Origin of the sequence: Prevotella sp. ICM33, assembly GCF_000517825.1 — a bacterium.
In the GTDB taxonomy this organism is placed as follows: Bacteria; Bacteroidota; Bacteroidia; order Bacteroidales; family Bacteroidaceae; genus Prevotella; species Prevotella melaninogenica.
The window spans coordinates 39,119-60,656 of record NZ_JACD01000062.1; the positions used below are offsets into that span (position 1 = coordinate 39,119).

The following is a 21,538-nucleotide window of genomic DNA, read 5'->3' on the forward strand; positions in this document are numbered from 1 at the left end:
CTCCTTTCCTTAGAACCCCTCCAAATCGTAGTATTCATCTTCGATATCGTTCTGGATGGGCTGGTTCTTTTTATTATTCTTGTTGTTTGTCTTGTTCTGTTGTGGAACTTCATCACCGAAGTAGATTATCGGACCGTCATCCGAAACCTTCTTTTTCTGCACAGGAGTGGTCTGCGACTTCTGCGTAGAAGGCTGTTGCGTCTTTGGTGCTGTAGGCTTAGCAGACTTGTCCGTTGCCACTGGTTTTGTTGTCTTTGCTGGTGCTACTGGAGTCGTAGGCTTAGCTGGTATAACAGGCTTAGTTGTCTTGTCTGGAGTTGTTGGCACTGTTGGCTTAGCCGGTGTCACAGGAGTAGTTGGCTTTGCAGGTTCCTCCTCTGGTATGAAGTAAGTGCTGTTGTCGTCCAGTATAGGCTTTTTCTCCTCCGTTATAGGCTTCTTTTCTTCTATTATAGGCTTCTTCTCAGTTGCAGGTTTCTTATCTTCTGCAACTTGCTTCTTGTCCTCTACAGGAATCTCAAAGGTGTTGTTATTTTGTTCAACGACCTTCTGTTCTGTCTTCTTAGGCTTTGACTCCTCCATTGGGATAGTCATCGTGTTGTCAACAGGTACGTCCTGTGTGTCAGGATAGAGGTCTGGATCATTTGCATGTTTCTGTTCTATCTCCTGCTGTATATCGCGTTCACGTGGTGTTGCAACCTCAGCTGGCTCACTAAGTAAGTATCTTTGTGTCACTACTAAAGGTGCAAAATGCTTTGCATAGAACGCCTCGTAGTCCTTATAACTGTATATTGTTCCTATCAGTTTAAGGTTCTTATCGCTGATTATAATACCCTTTGTGCTCTTGCCCATCTGCTGTACTACAGCCTGTGATGCGAATAATTGGCGTGCATATTGATAAGCCTCATCAAAGCTACGGAAGCCTGATACCTGCATCTGATGTAAGCCATTGAGGTCTTCTATCTCAATTTCAAAGTTACGAACGAGGAAGTTTGTGAAATTGAAGCGTGCTAATTCGAATAGTAACTTATTCTCTTTCACGGAGTCAGGGTGGTACACTAACAGGAACTTGAAGTCTATATCACGCTCTGAAGAAAGCTTAGCTTGTTGTATGCTATCGCTATCTTTCATTACGTTTGCACGATAGCTCCAGATGTCGTCAAGGTCAAACTTACCTCCACGCAGCTTCTTACCAGCTTGCACACCATTAACAATCATACCCGCCATCTCGCTTATACGACTGTTAGGATACTTCTGTACAACCTCTTTCATGTCATTGACACAACCCGTAGGATCGCCATTGTTCAGTTTACCCAATCCTCCAATGAAGAGGAACTTATCCCTATTGGCACCCATTGGGAAACGTGAATTCGAGATGCGAGTGTTAGCTGCAACCTCACCATATCGGCCTTGTTTGAAGGCTTCGTAGGTTGCTGCATAGAGAGAATCTTCTATCTGTACACCGAAACGAAGGTTCTGTTTGTAGTACGGATCAGTAAGGAGAGCAGTCCACTTGCTCTTTGGGAACTTCTGACTTAGGCGTGTAACATAGTTCTCAGCCACCTGTGGTTCATTCTTACGCATGTAGAGTAGGTAGAGATGATAGTACACATCATCCATCTGTTCATAGTCAGGATAGTTGTCACTCACACGCCTTAAGGCCTTTTCAGCTAACCGAAGGTTGTCGAGTCTGTCCTTAAAGATAACACCAGAATGGTGCAAACCATCTTCTAATATCTTATTACTTGCCTCCAGCTGTTCCGCAGTGAACGGTATCTGTGACAGATAATACTCACGTTTATGAGGGTCATTCTTAAGCGAGTCAGCTGCTTGTTTGATAGAATCCTGTCGTGCTTCAGCGTGCATGATAGAATCCCTTTGCCGCTCTGTAAGTTCAATAGGCATGTTGGTATTGCCTATTTTGCCCACAACGCTTTGATTAACGCGCTGCCAGTTATCAACATTCTCTCGTTTACCCCATAGTTGTTGGAAGGTAGTCTTACCTTGTTGAACCGCTGTTGGGTTATAGAAATACCACGTATTTCCTTGCTGTTGTCTATTATTTAAAGGCTTAGGCGTCCCAAGGTTATTGTTTCCAAAGTTGCCATCCATACCTTGCTGCTGTCCATTATTCATTGCAGTCTGCAGCTGTCGTTCTTCTTTTTCTTTCTTCTTAAGGGCTGTGATAACACGATCAATCGCAGCATTACGCTCTTGTTCTGAACATTTTGCAAGATATTGAAGCGAGTCTTGGAGCTGTACGGCATCTGTATAAGGCGCTAATTCGTCCAATATCTTTGAACGTTCAGACAACTGCTCATAGTCTTTGCGGTCCTTATCAAGGAGTCCGATAGCTTCTCCATAGCATCGTTTAGCATCTCCAAAGCGTTCCTTTGCCCAGTAGAGATCACCGAGGTGGAGCAGTAATACGCCTTTCTCAATACCACTTCTTGTTGCCTTCTTGTTACCTAACTCGTATGCATTAATGGCTGCAAGCGTATCTCGTGCAGCAAGGTGTATGTTACCCATTGCGTAATACACTTGGTCAAGATACTCCTTGTTATTGTCCGAAGCAGCCATTTGCTTGAGCTTACTAATCATCTTCTTTGTCTGCCCCTTAGCGGTAACTTCAGTCTGTGCAATACGTGCATTGAACTCTAATTCATAGGGAGGGTTGGTACGAATTACACGTTGGAACGCTTTGTAGGCTTCCTCATTTCTGCCAAGTGAAGCCAATACCTGTCCAAGCAGATACAGCTCACGAGCCTTCTGCTTCTTACGCATTTCATGCTTGATAACCTTTTGGAGATAAGGAACAGCCTTCTCAAACTCACCTGAATGCAGGTAATAATCAGCATAGGTATAGTCCCATTCTTTCACAGCTCGCCAGTCCAAAGAGTCGCGCTGCATATTCCGAATGACATCCTCAGCATCATAGAGCCAGTCTTGTTCTATGTAACATTTAGCTAACCAAGCCCTTGCTTTCCCATAGATTGCAGGTTGTCCTTTGTAGATGCGGCTCATATAAGCAAAGGTAGCAGCCGCTTCTTCAAAGGCACCTTTATGGAATTGTGAACGCCCCATGAGCATCCATGCCTTCCATAAGAAGGGGTTATATTCACGGCGCGATAGCCATTCTATGTCCTTTTCTGTCTTTCGTCTGCTCTTTGTCCATTCTGGTCTTTTCTTGATACTATGCTTTGCAACCGCCTTCTCAGCCTTTTCTATAGCTCTATCGAAGTTACCCTTTCCTAAGTCACGACTATTCTTATTGCCGACAGTATAGAGTGGGATGAGTTCTGTGAAGTTATCCTTATTTCCCTTCTCCTTCTCTAATGAACCATCAATATAAGCTTGTGCACCGTTATAGTAGACGTTATAACGTGTATTGAAGGCATGCCACCAACGCGTTTGCGCGGTGTTATTCTTTGTTGAGCAACTAATAATTGTTAGTACACTGATTGCCAACAGAGAGGGGATAATATGTCTTAATACTCTTTTCTTCACATTTCCTTTTATTGTTCTGTTCTAAAGCATGTATCTTCAGACAGCAATAGATACAGATATAACAAGCTTAACCTTCTATCATTGTTATCAATTCATCTTTAATTTGATTGGGTAGGTTGATTTCCCGAAGGATAAGGCTTCTGTTCCAACCTTTCACCTCATGGGGTTGCATCGTATAAAGAACCGTTGCAAACTCCTCAGCTTCCTCGTCGGTATATTGGTCAGACGGCCTACCACGAAAACGATCAAGTTCTTCATCGTCATAGTATTCTACGCCTTTTACAGCTGCTTCCATCATACATACCTGTTCACATTTGTCGTCTGTTCCGTCACAAGAAGAACAATCCCCAGATGTCGGCATGACAACATCTGGCTCACCTTCTTTCTTCTTGGTGAGCTTTGTTGCGATAGCAGCTATAATCGCTAAGATTAAAAGAGAACCTATGCCAATGAAAAATATATTCATTCTTTTACTTCGTTTTATTGTTTGAGCGGCTCTGTGAGTAGGTTAATCCACTTCTTGTATATGGAAGCCCGCTTTGCGTAAATCGTCCCAATAATGGGGATAAGACTTAGAAACTACCTCTGGATGATTGATACGTATCTCACCCAACTTGATAGCTAATGGGGCAAACGACATTGCCATGCGATGGTCTTCGTAGGTTTCTATGATAGGTTCTGCCATTGGTTCGCAACGTTCACCATTCCACGAAAGCTCTGTTCCATTCTCATCATAGAGGATATAACCTAACTTCTCCATCTCTCTCTTCATAGCTTCAATGCGGTCAGTCTCTTTGATTTTTAGCGTACCTAAGCCTGTGAAATGGAAGGGTATTCCTAATATCGGACACACAGCGATGAGCGTTTGGGCCAAGTCTGGCTGATTGGTAAAGTCATACTCCATTCTGTTCAGCATTCGTGAATGGCGTGTCAATATCGCTTCTGGTAAGCCGTTAGAATCTTTATCCTTAAAACTTGTCTTTATTCCTAATAGTGAGAAGATATAGCGCACAGCCGAGTCGCCTTGTCGTGAACCATCTTTCAGTCCTTGCAAAGCTACCTTTGAGCGTGTGTCATCTGTCAGAGCAAGTATCTCATACCAATAGCTTGCTGCGCTCCAATCACTTTCTATTGTGTAGGCACGTTGCTGATAGGCTTGTGACTTTACGCTAATTGTATCAAAGTCTGACCATTCTGCCGATACACCAAACTCATGCATAAGATGCAATGTGAGGTCTATGTAAGGTCGTGAAATAATGTTACCCGTCAGCTTTAGTTCTAATCCTTTTGTCAGAATAGGCGCAATCATCAATAGTGCAGAGATATACTGCGAACTGACGTTGCCTGGTATCTGCAATGAACCTCCTTCAAGTTGTCTGCCACGGATGTGGAGTGGGGGATAACCTTCTTCGCCAACATATTCAATCTCTGCCCCTAAATAACGTAGTGCATCTACGAGAATACCAATCGGACGATGTTTCATTCGTTCCGTTCCTGTGATTGTATATTCTCCATCCGTTGCACTTAGATAAGCAGTCATAAAGCGCATTGCTGTTCCTGCAGCTTTGATATCGATTACATCTGACTGCTTACTTAGTCCACGGATGATAACCTCTGTATCGTCACAATCCGATAGGTTTTCTGGCATCATTCCTCCCTTTGTTAGTGCTTGGATAATCAATGCACGATTACTGATACTTTTTGATGCGGGAAGCGTGATAGAAGTATCAATATGTACGGGGCAAGTTATGATGTATTGCATGTGTATTTAGTGCAGATTTATTATAGGACAAAAGTACGAAATAAACTTGGTATAAGAGAAAAAGAAGTCCAAAAGTTTGCTAATATGGTGGAAAGTAACTAATTTTGCATTGCTTTAAAAAGAGCGGGATGTAGTTCAGTAGGTTTAGAATGCTGGTCTGGGGGACCAGTGGTCGCCAGTTCGAGTCTGGTCATCCCGACTGTGAAATATGATTACAAAAGAGGCTGTTATGGCCTCTTTTTTGTTTATAAAAATCATACAGATGACCTACTTTATGTCATATGTCCCTTTATCCCATGTTGAGAGTGGGCAACAATAAATCCTTTCTTCCCTTTCTTATAAACGTGCGGATGCTTAGCACATGTTGTGCGGAGCCTCAGCACCAATGGTGCGGAGGCTGAACATGCATAATGTGGGGACTTAGCACTAATTGTAAGGAGGGTTTATAACCCTTCAGAAAGTTCTGTTGCGTTCGTATAAGGCAGGTTGTCAGCGTGTTACGCTATAATGTAAAGAAGGGGAAGTAGGGGCTACCTTCCCGCCAATCTTCCCTCTTTCCTAAGGAAGAAAAGTGTTTATTCGAATTTTATAGATTTGATAAGTTCGGTGATATAACCGACAGATACACCATTGTCGAAGGCAGATATGATACAAGCCTTCTCTTTTTTCTTATCAATAAGGATACAGTAACGCCAGAAGATAGTTTCTCCTTTTTCCTCAATCTTCCTTATACGGTATGTACAAGTGTTGCCATTAATATTCTCTTGACCCTCTGCAATCAGTTGAGTAGAAACGTCATCGAAACTTTTGAGTATTCCTTTTTCCCAATTCCTATAAACTTTTTCTGTATATTCATCAGATAAATAGAATGCAGTTAGGCTCGCATCACCAACGTATTTATTGTGTAATCCGAACAAAGGGTCGATAGGTAACTTTTCTTTAGGCTGTTCTCTATTACAGGTGAAACCTTTTGGAATTGTAAAGATAAACACTCCATTGGTACGTTGGTTAGGCTGTAGCTTCCTACTAAGCATCTCTTTTTTCTGCTTAGCTTTGGTTGTAAAGTTCATTACTAAATCTGGTGTTCCTAAGAGGAATAGCACGACTGATGTGGTGAACAGGCCTATTATGACTGCTCGGTTCACTTGTGGCGCATTACGACAGGCTGAGGGAACAACCTCCTTTGCCTTGGTTGAGACAAACAAATAGCCCATCCAGATGATTCCGAGGCAGAGACCACCGAGGTAAAGCAGGCAGTCAGCTGTCAAGTGTCCTTTTGTAAGGGAAGTGATGAGTATCAGTATGTTAGCAAAGATCATCAGTCCTGCATAGGCCTTAGCGTAGAACGTGGCATTAGCCTTGCGTCTTATAAAAGCATAGATGGTGTAGACTCCTGTGTAGCAAAGTGTGAAAATGGTAAATATATTTGCGATTGCAATATTGCTCGATAGGTCTTCTCCTAATATATTATAGGCTTTCAAGCCGAGAAATAAGCTATAGGCAACACCAATGATGGCCGTAAGGAGATATATGGCAAGAAACCCTTTAATCTGCGTGTTTGCCTCTAACTGTTGTTGTGTATAGGCAGATGTCGCTTTGTTCTTGTCACTCTTATTATCTTGTGTCCCTATCTGCTGAGGATTTTCAAACGTCTTTTCCATATCTTTTATGTTTTTAGTTATATTTGTTTCCATACTGTTTCGAGTAATAGTGGTGGTTATATTTGCCTGCTATTGCAGTTCGTTTTCATACTCTATGAGGAAAGAGTAGGGCAAAGATAATAAGATTTTTCAATATCTCGCAATGTTTATAATAGTTTGTTGAATTATATGTTATGTCAAAGGAAAATGTTTTTATCTCAAATCTTATTTGTATCTTTGCCTACTCTATTGGGATGATAAAACCAAAATCTATTGTATTACGTAATTAAATTAAACAAGAAAATGGCTACAATGAGCGTAATCTCTTGGGCAAATCTGTTGCAGGATTCTCTGCTGTTTATTCATAAAAAAAATGGACTTAATAGTATATCTTCTTGGAGAAGATGTTTAGATAGAGGCGTGTTCACGCTCTTTGCTTGTTTTTTATTAGGTCAGTCAGCCAATGCACAGAACTTTAGAATGTTGCGAGATGTAAAAGTGAATGAGACCGTACTCGATCTTTCACAGTCCGACTGTAAAGTGATACCACGCAACGCGATGCACTCTTGTCATCGACTTACGTCGCTTACACTCCCCCCAAAACTTGATTCTATCGGTACGCAAGCGTTCTTTGCTTGTGACGGAATCAGTGGAAAACTATATTTCCCAGCAACTACACGTGTGGTAGATGCATCAGCTTTTAATGGTTGTCGTCAGTTGACAGAATTGTCTTTCGACGGCTCTACACGTATAGGTGCTTTCGCTTTTGCTAATTGTCGTGGACTTCGTGAAGTTCGTCTCTCGGCTGTTGTTCCTCCTGCTTGTGCTGACAATGCTTTTGATGGTATAGATCTTAGCCGTGTGAAACTCATCGTTCCTGCTCAAGCAAAGAAGGCATATCGTAACGCACCGGGCTGGCGAAACTTCTTCTCACGGCATGAAATGGAGAATGTATGCGACCCAGAGAATCTCCTCGTACCTCGTCCTCTCAAGTTAGAAGTCTACAAAAATAGTCTTCCTCTCAAATGGAAAGATGTTGTAGGGGTAGAGGCTCCACAGGAATTGAGTAATGAAAAGATGCAAGCTGAGCGCATTCTCGGTGAGCGAACAGTCTATAAGAAAGGACGAAAGACTGGTCCGATGGTGCGTCTTGCACTTGACAAGTCGCTTACCAATGATGAGGCTTACACCTTGCAGGTGAATGATAAAGGAGTAACAATCAAAGGACGTACAGCAACAGCGGTGTTCTATGGATTGATGACACTCGAACAACTCTGTATTGGTAATGGTGTTTCCTCACGTTCAGTGAAGATTCCTGCGCTCAATATTGTGGACGAACCACGTACGGCAATCCGTGAATTGATGGTTGATCCAGTGCGTCATTTTATTCCGTTTGAGGATTTGAAGGGCTTTATTGTTGAGATGGCACGCTATAAGTTTAATGCACTCCATCTTCATTTGGTAGACGATCAGGCATGGCGTATAGAGATAAAGAAATACCCAGAACTCATTGAGAAGGCGTCTGATCGTGTCGGAATGGATGACATGCCAGAGCGTATCAGCGGTTATTATACCCAAGACCAGATGCGCGAATTGGTTCGTTTTGCAGCACAATATCATGTTATGGTGATTCCAGAGATTGAACTCCCAGGGCATGAGGTAGCTGCTGTTCACTGCTTTCCACAGCTCTCTTGCGCCAAGAAGCCTGTACCTATTCGCTTGACTTGTGGTGTGAGTAATGAGTTACTATGTCCTGCAGAACCTTTTGTTTATGAGTTTCTCGATAATGTTCTGACAGAGTTAGCCGATGTGTTCCCTGCTCCATACGTTCATTTGGGTGGTGATGAGGCTGGGCAGCCACCATTGGGGGCATGGTCAGATTGCGCAGCTTGTACAGCACTGAAGAAGAAAGAAGGGTACACAGAGAACTGGCAGTTGCAGCAATATCTCTTTGATCGCGTGATTAATAAACTTCAGTCATTGGGTAAGACCCCAATGTATTGGTATGAACAGGAGTTTAAGACGATTCAGCCGGGTTGTGTGGTCTATGCTTGGCGACATGGTTTGACGAAGACGGCTATTGATGCTGCCGTACGCAATAAGGCGAAGATAATGCTCTGTCCGGGTGAACACTGCTATCTTGACTATCCACAGCAGAAGGGGGATATGCCAGAGAAAAACTGGGGAATGCCGGTAACAACGCTTGAACAAACCTATCGTCTTGACCCTGCATGGGGGCAGGATAGCGTGTTTGTACGTGATAATCTGCTCGGTGTGAGTGGAACGCTTTGGAGTGAATGTATCAACTCCACAGAACGAATTTACTATCAAGCTTTCCCACGTGCAGCCGCTTTGGCTGAGGCAGGATGGAGTGTACCAGAACGTAGAAGTTATAAGGAGTTCCTCACACGAGTTCGTCCGCTGACAGATGATATGCAACGTCGTGGTATCGCTGTAAACGTAAGATAGAGTGATGATGGTGGTTGTCAGCTTGTAAAAAGAAAGTCTTTACGATGACGACAGACCGTTATAAATAAAAGTATCATCACGAAGGTAATGAATTATTCTTCGTGATGATAAATATTTTTCTTCATGAAAAAAAATATTTCTTGTCGTGAAGAAAAATATTTATTTTCATGAAAGTAATTCGTTAAAGGTTGAAACTTATACCTGTAACGACCCATGCGCCTGGCTGTGGAACATTCCCATAGTCAACGTAATGGGCCCCAAATAGATTGTTGGCTTCGACGTATGCGGTCCATGTTGAGGCTTTCCAACTCATTCGACTGTCCACAACTCCATAGCTCTTATACCTTTGTAGCTGGTTGTTTGTGTCGATATAGTTTCCCATTCGATGTTGGAAGCGATAGTAGAAACCAAGATCAAGATTGCGCCAGAGGTTCAACTGGAGATTGCTGACAAACTTGTTCTTCAAATATTCCAATGCATACTTACTTACATAGCCTTGATTATCAACCTTCTTTTGGTGGATATAGCTATAAGCCACACCAAACTTCTTAAAGAATCTTTGTGAAGGAAGAAGCTGATAGAGATCGAAATCGAGTGAAGCCTCTGTTCCAAAGTGCTTTATTTTTCCGAAGTTTACACTCTTCCATAGCACAGCTCCGTTAGCATCTAATGTACCATCACTAATCCAGTCGATAAGGTTCTTATGATTATTCCAGTAAACGCTTGCCTTGGCAGTGACGCCCTTATTGTCATATTTCACACCCGTTTCGAATGCTGAAAGTTCTTCTGGGCGAAGATGTTTGTCTGCCTTATGACCACCAACTGAGTAGAATAACTCTGTAACAGACGGCATACGGAGGGACGAATTATAAGAAGCATATAGTTTCCAAGCGTTTCCAATACGATAACTTGCATCAACTCCGGGGTAAACATGCATTGGCATGTCTGCTTGACTGTTCTTGACAGCTGTCAAACCAGCCGACAGCGTGAAGCGGTCAAGGATGATATTATGCTCAAGAACAAACTGAATATTTGTGCGATTTAGTCCTACGGTGTAGTCTCTGTCAGTCCCGTGGATATGCTTTGGACGAGAGAGTGGTTCGCCGAGGTTACCACTGACGAGGTCTTCATTGCGTAACTCTGCAGCAAAGGCTGTGCGTCCAAGGTTCCAATCAAAGTAAGCATTGAGGTTTACACCATAGATATCAGTGCGGTGATAGTTGAAAGGATACTTATTGGATGCGCCACGGAAGAGTTCAAAGCGGTCCATATTACGGTTCCAATAGATAGAAGGGCGAATGTGGAAACGGCCTCTTATGTTCTCAGCTTGAATGGCTGTGAAGGTCTTGAAAGTGTGTTCAAACTGATCATCGTACTTTGCTGAATAAAAAGTATTTGATCCAAAGTCTTTCACACTCATACCTGTATGCCAGCGAACCATCATGTCTTCATCCGTATAATTACCTTGATAAAAAACTTTTGCAGTGCGGTAATCAGCGTTGAGGCTGCCTGCCTTGTTGCGAAGATAGCCATCACTGCGAGTGTAAGAAGCTGATAGCTGATTGTTCCAACGGTCTTTTGAAGCAATGTTTCCACGTATGCCAGCACTGAGATAGCCGTAGGAACCACCTTCAATATGGGCAGAAAGACTTGTCTTTTGTGGAGTTCTGGTTACGATGTTTATAGCACCTAATAACGAAGATGTACCATAAACGCGTGCTGCTGGACCCTCAAGGACTTCTATCCGTTCGATTTCACTGATGTCAACAGGGAAGTCAAAGGAGTTGTGTCCAGTCTGTGCATCACAGATATTGATACCATTAAGGAGGACTGTGATTTGTTCTGAGTTGCCACCACGAATACTTACGTCGGTCAAGGCACCTAAAGGTCCTTTTTGGCGGACGTCAACACCGACGGCATACTTTAGCAAATCGTTTACACTTTGTACTGGAGCCGCCTGAATATCCTCACGACTCAGTACAGTTACCATTCTCGCTTGCTGACTAACTGTCAGCGGTGCTCGCGTTCCAGTGACGTTCACTTCCTCCATCATGATGCCTCTGTTGGTGATAGTTGAGTCCGTCTCTGCCTTCTCTGTTTCAATACTAATGCCCTTGGCAGTAGCATTTTGCAAGGTAGCGACGCTCAGTACACCAATCAGAACCTCTTTCCCAAGAACTGAAAAGAGCGAATAGCCATGGTTGGAGAAGTGTTTAAACTTCAGAACGCTGCGCTTTTGAAATGTTGGTTTGTACATAATATAATTAAAGAAAACGTCGGAAGGTGGAGCTTTCCCCAACCGACAAACGGGTGCAAAAGTAATAAAAGTTTTTGTAACAGCGTGGATTAATCGATGATTATCGACTTTTATGTGGGTAAGGTGTAGAAAAACCTTCGTTTATGTACGTTATATTTGAGATTTTTACTACTTTTGTAGGCAATTAATTCTCGAAACAGACAAACGATTAATTGCACAATGAAAGCATTACGTGACCGTATCTTAAAGGATGGAAAGTGCTTCCCAGACGGAATCTTGAAGGTAGACAAGTTTATTAATCACCAGATGGATCCTAATCTGATGAAGCAGATTTGTGTGGAGTTTATCCGCCGTTATGCATCAACAGAAATCAACAAGATTATCACAATTGAAGCGAGTGGCATTGCTCCTGCCATTATGATGGGCTTTTTGCTCGACCTTCCTGTGGTCTTTGCGAAGAAGAAAAAGCCTTCAACAATGGGCGATATGCTTTCAACAAGCGTCTTCTCGTTTACCAAGCAAAGAGAGTATAACGTCGTGATATCCAAAGAGTATCTCGGTAAAGGCGACAAGGTGCTGTTTGTTGACGACTTCTTGGCTTATGGTAATGCGGCGAAAGGAATCATAGATCTTTGTAAAAAGGCAGGTGCAGAGTTAGTTGGTATGGGCTTTATCATAGAGAAAGCATTCCAACATGGTCGTGATGCGATTGAAGCAGCAGGTGTTCGTTGTGAGAGTTTGGCTATCATCGAGTCGCTTGAAAACTGTGAGATTAAAATGAGAGAAACATAAACGAGGTGGGCTTGTGTGCCCACCTTTCTTGTTTTATATGGTAATCATCTTTAACACAAACGCTTCTTTGAAGCATTGAGATTACTCTTTAAGAGGCGTAGAACTAACTTTTAAGAAAGATGAAGCTGTACTTTGGAACCACCAAAGCTACCCTTTTATTTCAGTAAAGAATAACATCTTACCTTTATTATATCGTTTTAAATAACAAAAAGAATGGAAAAGTCTAAGGAACTTATCTATGGTCTGAATGATCGTCCACCAATTCGTGAAACTATTTTTGCTGCTTTGCAGCATCTGTTGGCAATCTTCGTAGCCATTATCACACCACCACTCATTATCAGTTCAGCATTGAAATTTGACTTGGATACCACAGGTTTCCTCGTGTCAATGTCTCTCTTCGTGTCTGGATTGGCTACCTTTATTCAGTGCCGTAGGTTCGGTCCGATAGGAGCAGGTCTTCTTTGTATTCAAGGAACGTCTTTCTCTTTCATCAGTCCAATCATCGGAGCAGGTATGTTGGGTATGATTAACGGCAAGATGAACGTAGAAATGGGACTCAGTTACATCTTTGGTGCTTGTCTTGTTGCCTCTGTTGTAGAGATGGTTGTGAGCCGTCTCTTGCCTTACACACGTAAGATTATCACTCCATTGGTGTCAGGTATCGTTGTTTCCCTCATTGGTATGTGTCTTATTAAGGCAGGTATCAACTCTTGTGGTGGTGGTCAGTCGGCTGTTGATGCTGGTACATTTGGGTCTATGCAGAATCTTGGACTTGCGTTACTCGTATTGGTTAGCATTATTTTCTTCAACCGATCAAACAACCGTTTCCTACGTATGGGATCCATTGTATTGGGACTATTGATAGGCTGTGTAGTTGCTTATGCACTCAATATGATTGACTTTTCAAGCCTCAAAGGTAGTGGTAGCCTTAATATTCCAGTTCCTTTCAAATATGGATTGAACTTTGATTTAGGTACAATCATTGGTATCGGACTTATTTATCTCGTAACAGCTGTAGAGGCTTTTGGTGATATTACAGCCAATTCGCTCATCTCTGGTGAGCCTGTTGAAGGTCCTGTCTTCTTAAAAAGAGCGCAGGGTGGTGTTCTTGCAGATGGTTTTAACTCTTGCTTGGCTGCTGTCTTCAATAGTTTTCCTAACTCTATCTTTGCCCAAAACAATGGTATGATACAGCTTACGGGTGTTGCCAGCCGTTATGTTGGTTATTTCATTGCTGGTGCTTTGGTTCTTTTAGGATTGTTCCCAGTAGTAGGTAAGGTGTTCTCACTTATTCCTGACCCTGTTTTGGGCGGTGCAACCTTGTTGATGTTTGGTACTGTTGCCGCTGCAGGTATTCGTATTATCGCTTCTACTGAGATTACTCGTAAGGCAGTGTTGGTCATGGCTATCAGTTTTGCAATGGGTCTGAGCGTAGAGTTGGTACCTGGTATTCTTGACAAGATGCCTGATATCATCAAGAACATTTTCTCAAGTGGTATCACTACAGGTGGCCTTACTGCTATCCTTGCCAATGCCTTTATCCGCATCAAGGAGTAAACTTAAGCAATATAGAAAACCAAAGAATCAATAATGATTTAAGTGTTTTCTGTAAGAAAAAAGCAGTTTTTTACTATCCTTTCGGTACATTCTCCTTTTAAATGTTTATCTTTGCAAAACATAGAAGGAGAATGTACCGATTGCGTTTCTCCGTGAAGTATAAATTGATTCTTAACAAAACAGAATAATAACAAGACTATGTCAAATCAGAATAAGCAGCGTAAATTTACAAAGTCGCTGACCTTTAAAGTTCTTTGTGGACTGGCTGTCCTCGTATTCTTGGGCTTAATTTATAATCTCATTGTGGCTTCAGATGATGCTCCAATGACTGAACAGGAGGAGGAAGAGGTGCAGAAACGCAATGCAGATGCAGACACAATAGACATAGTAGGCGATTATCTTTGGCCTAATATGAAGCCATCAAAAGAGGATATGATGACTGATGAGGAGAAAGCTGCTGAGGCTGATAAGGCTAAGGCTGGTAAAGATGATAAGGGGAAGGAGGCTTCTGATAAGGTGCAGTCTAACCAATACGATGCTCCTATCGCTGCACCTGCTCCAGACATAACCCCATCTTCAGAACTTCCTGCTAAGCAGGCAGCACCTTCTATTGAGAAGATGGAGGCTCCAAAGATTGAAAAGATTGAATAGTATAAGAACTGTTCTTTAGACTGAACAGTAGACTATTATAATCTTCACAACTTTGTGTAAACGTTGTTCTAAAGCTTGTAAAGTAGAAAGAAAAAATACTATAACGACTTAAAAGAAAGAGAGGTATGCAATGAAACGTTTAGTTTTATTTCTTTTTGTAGCTGTCCTAATGGTGGGTTGTGCTACAACTTATTATGATTCAGAGGGTAATCCTGTGTCAAAGGAGAAGATGAGTCAGTTGCGTGCTACTGCTGTGAAGGCTCACTTAGCAGAGCATCGCTATCGCGTCTTTGTGGATCGTATGTACCCTATGCGTGGTCCTGCTGTCTATTTACAAGACGACTGGGGACTCGAGGTGAGTGGTGATTCGGTAGGACTTTTCCTCCCTTATTTCGGTAGAGCTTACTATATTCCTTACGGACGTGGTGGCGGTTTGAGCCTTGTAGAACCTCTAACGAGTTATAGGGAAGAACCGATGAAGGGCGGACGTCGTATCTTCATGACCACTCGTAATGATTTCGAGAGCTATCAGATTGTACTTGAAGTCTTCGATAATGCTACTGTGTCATTGGTAATTAATCCCAGTGAAAAGGAGACGATTAGCTTTTCTGGTGTGATGGAGCTTAATGATGTTTTTACACCAAAGGGTCAAAAAGCAAGTAAGAGACACCAGACAACATTCATGAAATTATGATTAACCGACTTAATACTTTGTTCCTGTTACTGTTTGTAAGTCTTATGGCATTCGGACAGTCGGCAGGAACAATTGCGTCTAAGGATGCTATGCTTTATGAGTCGTCTCGTCATCTATATGAGAAGGGTGATACGTTGACGATTATTTCAAAGGATTTTGAATGGCCAAAAGGCTTGGATGGCTCTCTCTTACCAGAACTACAGCATTATCTTACAAGCTTTTTCTTTAACCAGCCTTCTGAAAGTTATGATACTGGTTGGAAGCAGTTTGAGTCTTCGTTAGGTAAAGAAGTTCGAACTATAAAGGATGATGCGGATGCTGAAAGGCGTTTTTATGATATGGGGTTACGATGTCTTTGGTTGGAGCCGGGAAGATACATTTCTTTTCTTGCCCGCTTGGAGGAGCGTAATGCAACAAGTGTCATTACGGCAAAGCATTCTTATTTTACCTTTGATCTTATCAATAAGAAGGTCTTAACGCAGAATGATGTGTTTAATCAGACACGCATGTGGCAGGATCCTAACGTTCGCTATCAGTTTTATGAACTGTTAGATTATACGGCAAATACGCATACTGAGGACTCTATAAATTGGGACCTTCTGCCCAATCAGTTTGCACTGATAGGACAGAATATACGCTTCGACCTTGGTGTTGATAACGGTGGAGGAGTTTATTCAGAAGTAAGTAATGACATGGTAGATGTCCTTTTCTCTAAGAGTTTTAAGAAGTGGCAGAAACAGTCATTATCTTATGCAGGCACTAAGAAACTTCCTAATGAGGCTGTATATGTCTCCTTATCACCTGATTCTGTCTTCCCAGAAATATTGCCACAGTTTGATGGAAATTTAGTTGCGGCTTTTGGGCAGAATTTTTCCGATACAGGACTTAACCCAGCAACAACTCCTGTGGGGAGAATTTACGCCTCTTTTATTGTTGATACGGATGGTTCTTTGAAAGATATAGTCTTTCTAACGGTAAATAATATTGAGTTGAACCGCAGTGTTGCTGCAGCACTTCAATTATTAAGAGGTTGGAAACCTGCAATGCATAACGGTAAACCTGTAGCTTTTAGATATAACCTTCCCCTCATTTTACACTTCCAATAAGAGTCGTGCGGAGCCTTAGCACGTGTGGTGCGGATGGTAAGCACCAATGGTGCGGAGGCTTCGCACCAAGCAAACAGATGTAAATGTGATTGTCGATAAAGAGTTGGTTCAGAGTCGATTAATGCTTGTTCATTGCTTGTTTCAAAGGTTAATGAAACACGAAAGCATTTGTTTTGTTTCACCAAAGGGAGGAGACTGAAAGTTGATAGGTTGTACTTATCTTCTTTTAGGGTATGGTTGTATGCTTTTCGTCCTTCTCTTTTTCAGCCTGATATAGGAAGTCGTAAATTATTTCTGTAACCCTTTCTTGCCCTTCGTTAGTAAGTGCTGGAAGGGTGAAGATTCTTCCCTTTGTTGTATAAATTATCTGAACGATGAAAGGAACGAAGTAATAATGGTAGTCGTTTATCCCTTCTATTTCATCAGCAGTTACTTCCGTATATTTGCAACGTAGACAATCGTAGAAGCAAATATGGTCACCTTTGATGGATAGATAGTCTTTTTCCCATAGTTTTTGGCAGGCAACAAAAAGTTTGAAAAGGCAAAACAAAACAATATGAGGTATGATTGAGAGTGCGAAAATGAGCATGAAAGGATGGGCAGCGTCTACAACTTTGTGCCCAAAGAAAAACCATATAAATAAGAAGATGGGGATGGGTGAGAATAACGCGTCTAAGAGTAATGAGCCACTATATTTGTATTTGATAACCATCTTAGAATTGTGTGTAGATAAAAGGTTGGATACTATGATGACTAAGATTAATAACTAACTGCATAACAACAGCAAAGATACATAGCTTAACAAGCCATGAAGAATTGATAAACTTATTTTGCAGCCAGTTATAGTCAGTCTCTCGAATACTATGAAGTTCTAAACTTATGAGAACAACAGCCAACCATAGTGGGTATTCCATTAGGAAGGTGTAGGCATCTGCGAGGCTGATAGTATGCAGGATATTGTCTATTAACGTTGTAGCAGTTGTCATATCCGCTGCACGGAAGAATATCCATGCAAGGGAAACATAGCTAAACGTAATAAACCAGCTGATACCTTTTGTGTATTTATTGTCTGGTATCTTATCCAATCCATTGTTTCGGCAAAACTTATGAATGACCAGTCCGATACCATGAAGAACACCCCATACAATGAACATCCATGATGCACCATGCCAAAGACCTGCCACTATCATTGCTAAGAAGCTATTGAGATAGGTGCGAAGTTCACCTTTTCTGTTTCCTCCCAATGGGATGTAAAGATAGTCACGGAACCATGTGGAGAGAGCAATGTGCCAACGATGCCAGAACTCTGTGAGGTTCAGACTCTGATAAGGGAATCTGAAATTGTTTTTTAGTTCGTATCCCATTAGGGCAGCAACACCAATAGCAAGGTCGCTGTAGCCCGAGAAATCGAAATAGATTTGAACTGAAAAGCCCAATACGCCCATCAAATTACCAAAGCCACTTTGGCTTGTTGGCGCATCAAAAACAATGTTATTGTATTGTGCGATATAGTCGGCAATGAGGGCTTTCTTTATCAGTCCGCAGATGATCAGCCATAAACCTTTATAAACAAGATTCTCGTTGACATTGTCTTTCGGTGTCTGAACCTGTGGGATCAATACTTCAGCGCGGGTGATGGGACCAGCGATAAGGAGTGGGAAAAAGGTAAGGTAGAAAGCGTAGTCAATCAGTTCTGCTGTCTTAGGATAGCGTCCCTTATAGATGTCAACGGTGTAACTGATAGCTTGAAAGGTGAAGAATGAGATACCGACAGGTAGCAACATCTTCTCTGGTGAGAAGTTGCTACGCAAGAGTTCGTGGAATATCTCAAGTGTAAAGTTTGAGTATTTGTAGTAGAGTAGGGGTAACAACTCTGTTAGGATGACAATGGCAAGTCCAATTTTACGTACTTTTCCACGCTTTAAGCGCATCATAAAGCGAGTGAGATACCATGAACTAATCGTAATAATGGGCAATAGCCACATCAAAACTCCATTCGCTTTGAAAGCAAAGAAAAGACTAAAAGCTATGACGTATGCCTTTGTCCATGTTTGGCGATAGCGGTTTAATCCTATGTATATGGCAAAGAAAACAAGGAACGAAGCCATAAATGGAAATGTACACAGCGACCAGTTCTTGTCTTGTGAAGACAAGAAGTCAAAGAAGGCAGTCATCAGCTGTGTTATATTTGTCATCTATTAATCGTTTATTTGCTGCTTGTTTCCTATTTAATAGCCTTCAAAGGAAGGTTGCAAAAGCTTTGTATTTGTTGCCTTGTGATGGGCTTTTGGATTGTTGAGTTGTAGCGGATTAGCACACTCTTTACTCCTTATAAACTTAGCCGCGGTATCCATCCAGTAGGCAGCTGCTGCCCATGTAGGATGATAATGGTCGCTACCTCTTTTGAGTTTTAGGTTACGACTGTCAAAGAAATGTCCTTTTCCGACATTCTCCTTTATGACATCATTGATGCCAGTATCGCCATTCCAATTAGAAGGACTTATCCATACGAAAGGAATATTACCTATTTTCTTTACTAATTGTTGTACATATTGCGTACGATTGGCAAGGTCGTTGATAAAGAGTTCATTACTACCAAGGCAGATGAGTATGTATGTTGGCTTATATTCAGCAATGAAGTGTTCTAAGGTTTGGGTGGTTCCCCAACGCTCAGTAGAAGAACTATACCAGATAACGGTATATAGTTTGTGTCCGTTTTCGCCTGCATAATCACCCAACCTACGTGAAAGACCTTCCACCATTGAGTCTCCAATGAAAAGGATTGTTTGGTTGCGATGTACCTTTTTAGCGGTATGCTTTGTTTGTTTTGTTTTCTCAATAAGCGGTCGGCTTAGGTTGACAAGCGTTATCTTGCGGATAGTATAGCTGCCCATTGTTATCTCGGTTGGGATAACAGCATAGACAATAATGGCTGCCATGACAGCAGCCATCAAGAGTAGTGTCTTTATCTGGGCGTGCATATGATTGTCTTATTTCAAGATAATTTCCACAGGACAGTGGTCGCTTCCCATAATCTCTGTATGAATCTTAGCATCTTCGAGGCGGTCTTTGAGACGTTCTGAGATGAGGAAATAATCGATACGCCACCCCGTATTCTTCTCTCTTGCACGGAAACGATATGACCACCAAGAATAAGTAACCTGCTCTGGATAAAGGGTACGGAAGGTGTCGATGAAGCCATTACTTAGTAATTGGGTCATCTTCTCACGCTCTTCATCAGTAAAGCCAGCATTCTTGTGGTTTGTCTTTGGGTTCTTAAGGTCTATCTCCTGATGGGCAACATTCATGTCACCACATACGATAACAGGCTTTTTCTCATCGAGTTTGTGGAGATAGGCTTGGAAGTCATCTTCCCACTTCATACGATACTCCAATCGACGCAGCCCATCCTGTGAGTTCGGTGTATAAACAGTTACGAGGTAGAAGTCTTCCATCTCGAGTGTAATCACGCGTCCCTCATGGTCATGCTCATCAATATCAATACCATAAGTCACGCTCAATGGCTTATGCTTTGTGTATATTGCCGTACCAGAATAGCCCTTCTTGTCAGCGTAATTCCAATAAGATTCATAACCAGGAAAACTGAGATCGAGCTGTCCTGCTTGCATCTTTGTCTCTTGTAGGCAGAAGAAATCAGCATCCAAGTCCTTGAATTGCTGTTCAAACTCTTTTCCTACACAGGCGCGAAGCCCGTTTACATTCCATGAAATAAACTTCATTCTATTTCTTCTTTTCTAATGTACTTATTTCAAATTCAACAGGTATGGTGAATTTCTTTTCTTCTTTATATTGAGAGTGAACTCCCAATATTTTTACGATTCTTTCCAGTTTATAGATGACGAAAGTCATTGTAAGTTTGGATGTTTTTGAGTCGTAGTGTGCCTTGAGCTTATTATCCTTTAGTCGTCCTACCACGCTGTAAGTACCTTGAGAGGTCTTTATTTTTGTTGTAATGTATGGTGATGCAACTAAATCTGCAGGATTCTTGGACTCTTGATCTCCAATGAGACGGAATTGAAGAGGACCATCTTGAGCTCTTTTTAAAGCTGCACGAAGGTGAGCGGCTTCGCTGCTGTTGTCATCAGTAGATATTCCAAACGCAAGAGCTTCATAAGGAAAGTTCTTGCAAACTACTATGCCATTCTTATCGACAGTCCAATTTATATAACCACCAAGTCCCTGATTTTTTGCATCAACACTGATAAAACCTTTGTAATCACCAGGAATACTGTTTAAAACCTTTCTCTGTGCTTCAAGGAATTGTTCTTTTGTTAGTTCTTTTTCCTTACCCCCTATATTTTCATTGTTGTCGTCTTTTGAGCAGCTTGTGAGGCATAAAGTGAGGGTGCATAGTGCCATAGCTGCAAGTGTCATAATCTTTTTCATATACTTTTGTTTTAATGTTTTTATCTTATAGTAAAGGTAGACTACTCGTCTTATATCCCATGAAATAAATTTTCATTTACATCTTATATCCTTCCAGATAGAAGCTAACAGGTGTATCAAAATCCTCTTGTATAATTGCAGTTGCATGTGCCTTGTTAATTTTCACCAGTTTGTATATAGTGAATTGCATTTGCATTTCAGAGTTGTTCATTGTATAACTACTGTTGAACTGCTTATTGTTAAAGGAAACGGCACCTGTTAATTCATAAGTTTCGTTAGCTGTTGTAATATCAAACTTGAAGTTAGATGATAAGTTGAAAAACACCTTATTTTCTTGTGGTTGTATCGTCGTAATATACAATTTCAGCAATCTTTGTTTCTCGTTAATGAGAGTAGTATATAGCGAAGATGCAGACTTCTTTGACACTCCATTTGCCAACAATTGGTATGGGAAGTTATTGACTGTAATGGTAGAGTTCTTATCTACAGTCCAATTGATTCCCGGCCAGATTGTTGTTGTTGTCCCATAAGTAGCAGCTAAGTTACCTTTATAGTTTCCAACAATGTTGTTGAGCGCCTGTATAGCATTTTTCTCAGCATCTGGAATGTCGTTGTCTTTTGAGCAACTTGTAGTAAACAATGCTATTACAAGTGCGCAGACTACAACTACAGTGGTATTCATTGTTCTTTTCATTT

17 protein-coding genes and 1 tRNA gene are annotated in these 21,538 nt (G+C 41.6%); 7 read left to right on the forward strand and 11 right to left on the reverse strand.

Annotation, left to right across the window (positions count from 1 at the left end):
• Positions 1–9: 9 nt before the first annotated feature.
• The 3 genes from HMPREF1505_RS07215 to HMPREF1505_RS07225 form a co-directional block, all read right to left on the reverse strand.
• A complete protein-coding gene (locus HMPREF1505_RS07215; protein WP_036924087.1) occupies positions 10–3,507 on the reverse strand; it encodes a tetratricopeptide repeat protein in 3,498 nt (1,165 codons plus the stop codon).
• Positions 3,508–3,574: 67 nt separating this feature from the next.
• Positions 3,575–3,973 carry a hypothetical protein gene (locus HMPREF1505_RS07220; protein WP_013264521.1) on the reverse strand — a complete coding sequence of 133 codons (399 nt, stop codon included), beginning with the start codon at positions 3,971–3,973 and terminating at the stop codon, positions 3,575–3,577.
• A 42-nt stretch (positions 3,974–4,015) separates the two neighbouring features.
• Positions 4,016–5,269: a 3-phosphoshikimate 1-carboxyvinyltransferase gene (locus HMPREF1505_RS07225; protein WP_036924089.1), complete on the reverse strand. Its 1,254-nt coding sequence runs from the start codon at positions 5,267–5,269 to the stop codon at positions 4,016–4,018.
• Between the two features lie 124 nt (positions 5,270–5,393).
• Between HMPREF1505_RS07225 and HMPREF1505_RS07230 the strand changes: the two genes are divergently transcribed.
• Positions 5,394–5,468: transfer RNA gene (locus HMPREF1505_RS07230), tRNA-Pro, on the forward strand.
• 376 nt (positions 5,469–5,844) lie between these two features.
• Here HMPREF1505_RS07230 and HMPREF1505_RS07235 read toward each other — a convergent pair.
• Positions 5,845–6,930: a hypothetical protein gene (locus HMPREF1505_RS07235; RefSeq protein WP_036924090.1), complete on the reverse strand. Its 1,086-nt coding sequence runs from the start codon at positions 6,928–6,930 to the stop codon at positions 5,845–5,847.
• Between the two features lie 282 nt (positions 6,931–7,212).
• On the opposite strand from HMPREF1505_RS07235, the gene HMPREF1505_RS07240 reads away from it, so the two are divergent.
• Positions 7,213–9,378 (forward strand): family 20 glycosylhydrolase, encoded by a 2,166-nt coding sequence (locus tag HMPREF1505_RS07240; protein ID WP_036924092.1) that lies wholly within the window; start codon positions 7,213–7,215, stop codon positions 9,376–9,378.
• Positions 9,379–9,559: 181 nt separating this feature from the next.
• Here the strand turns inward: HMPREF1505_RS07240 and HMPREF1505_RS07245 are convergent, their stop codons facing one another.
• On the reverse strand, positions 9,560–11,635 hold the full coding sequence (locus HMPREF1505_RS07245; protein ID WP_036924095.1) for a TonB-dependent siderophore receptor: 2,076 nt from the start codon (positions 11,633–11,635) through the stop codon (positions 9,560–9,562).
• Positions 11,636–11,854: 219 nt separating this feature from the next.
• On the opposite strand from HMPREF1505_RS07245, the gene xpt reads away from it, so the two are divergent.
• The 5 genes from xpt to HMPREF1505_RS07270 all read left to right on the forward strand — a co-directional run bounded on the left by xpt (position 11,855) and on the right by HMPREF1505_RS07270 (position 16,435).
• The gene (gene xpt, locus HMPREF1505_RS07250; protein ID WP_036924097.1) at positions 11,855–12,427 is read left to right on the forward strand and encodes a xanthine phosphoribosyltransferase; all 573 of its coding nucleotides are present in this window, start codon (positions 11,855–11,857) and stop codon (positions 12,425–12,427) included.
• A gap of 213 nt (positions 12,428–12,640) precedes the next feature.
• Positions 12,641–13,984, forward strand: a complete 1,344-nt coding sequence (locus tag HMPREF1505_RS07255; RefSeq protein ID WP_036924100.1) for a nucleobase:cation symporter-2 family protein — start codon at positions 12,641–12,643, stop codon at positions 13,982–13,984.
• Positions 13,985–14,182: 198 nt separating this feature from the next.
• Positions 14,183–14,635, forward strand: a complete 453-nt coding sequence (locus HMPREF1505_RS07260) for a hypothetical protein (RefSeq protein ID WP_036924103.1) — start codon at positions 14,183–14,185, stop codon at positions 14,633–14,635.
• Positions 14,636–14,765: 130 nt separating this feature from the next.
• Positions 14,766–15,329, forward strand: a complete 564-nt coding sequence (locus HMPREF1505_RS07265) for a DUF4251 domain-containing protein (RefSeq protein WP_036924105.1) — start codon at positions 14,766–14,768, stop codon at positions 15,327–15,329.
• Positions 15,326–16,435 carry an energy transducer TonB gene (locus tag HMPREF1505_RS07270; RefSeq protein WP_036924108.1) on the forward strand — a complete coding sequence of 370 codons (1,110 nt, stop codon included), beginning with the start codon at positions 15,326–15,328 and terminating at the stop codon, positions 16,433–16,435. Before HMPREF1505_RS07265 ends, HMPREF1505_RS07270 begins: the two co-directional genes overlap by 4 nt.
• A gap of 226 nt (positions 16,436–16,661) precedes the next feature.
• Here the strand turns inward: HMPREF1505_RS07270 and HMPREF1505_RS07275 are convergent, their stop codons facing one another.
• The 6 genes from HMPREF1505_RS07275 to HMPREF1505_RS07300 form a co-directional block, all read right to left on the reverse strand.
• Positions 16,662–17,147, reverse strand: coding sequence for a hypothetical protein (locus HMPREF1505_RS07275; RefSeq protein ID WP_036924111.1), 486 nt, complete (start codon positions 17,145–17,147; stop codon positions 16,662–16,664).
• A gap of 1 nt (position 17,148) precedes the next feature.
• Positions 17,149–18,630: an MBOAT family protein gene (locus HMPREF1505_RS07280; protein ID WP_036924114.1), complete on the reverse strand. Its 1,482-nt coding sequence runs from the start codon at positions 18,628–18,630 to the stop codon at positions 17,149–17,151.
• 33 nt (positions 18,631–18,663) lie between these two features.
• A complete protein-coding gene (locus tag HMPREF1505_RS07285) occupies positions 18,664–19,416 on the reverse strand; it encodes an SGNH/GDSL hydrolase family protein (RefSeq protein WP_036924116.1) in 753 nt (250 codons plus the stop codon).
• Positions 19,417–19,425: 9 nt separating this feature from the next.
• Positions 19,426–20,175, reverse strand: coding sequence for an exodeoxyribonuclease III (locus tag HMPREF1505_RS07290; RefSeq protein WP_013264970.1), 750 nt, complete (start codon positions 20,173–20,175; stop codon positions 19,426–19,428).
• 1 nt (position 20,176) lies between these two features.
• Complete coding sequence (locus tag HMPREF1505_RS07295; RefSeq protein WP_036924118.1) at positions 20,177–20,842, reverse strand: DUF4840 domain-containing protein; 666 nt, start codon at positions 20,840–20,842, stop codon at positions 20,177–20,179.
• A gap of 76 nt (positions 20,843–20,918) precedes the next feature.
• Positions 20,919–21,536, reverse strand: a complete 618-nt coding sequence (locus HMPREF1505_RS07300) for a DUF4840 domain-containing protein (protein WP_036924121.1) — start codon at positions 21,534–21,536, stop codon at positions 20,919–20,921.
• Positions 21,537–21,538: the final 2 nt, after the last annotated feature.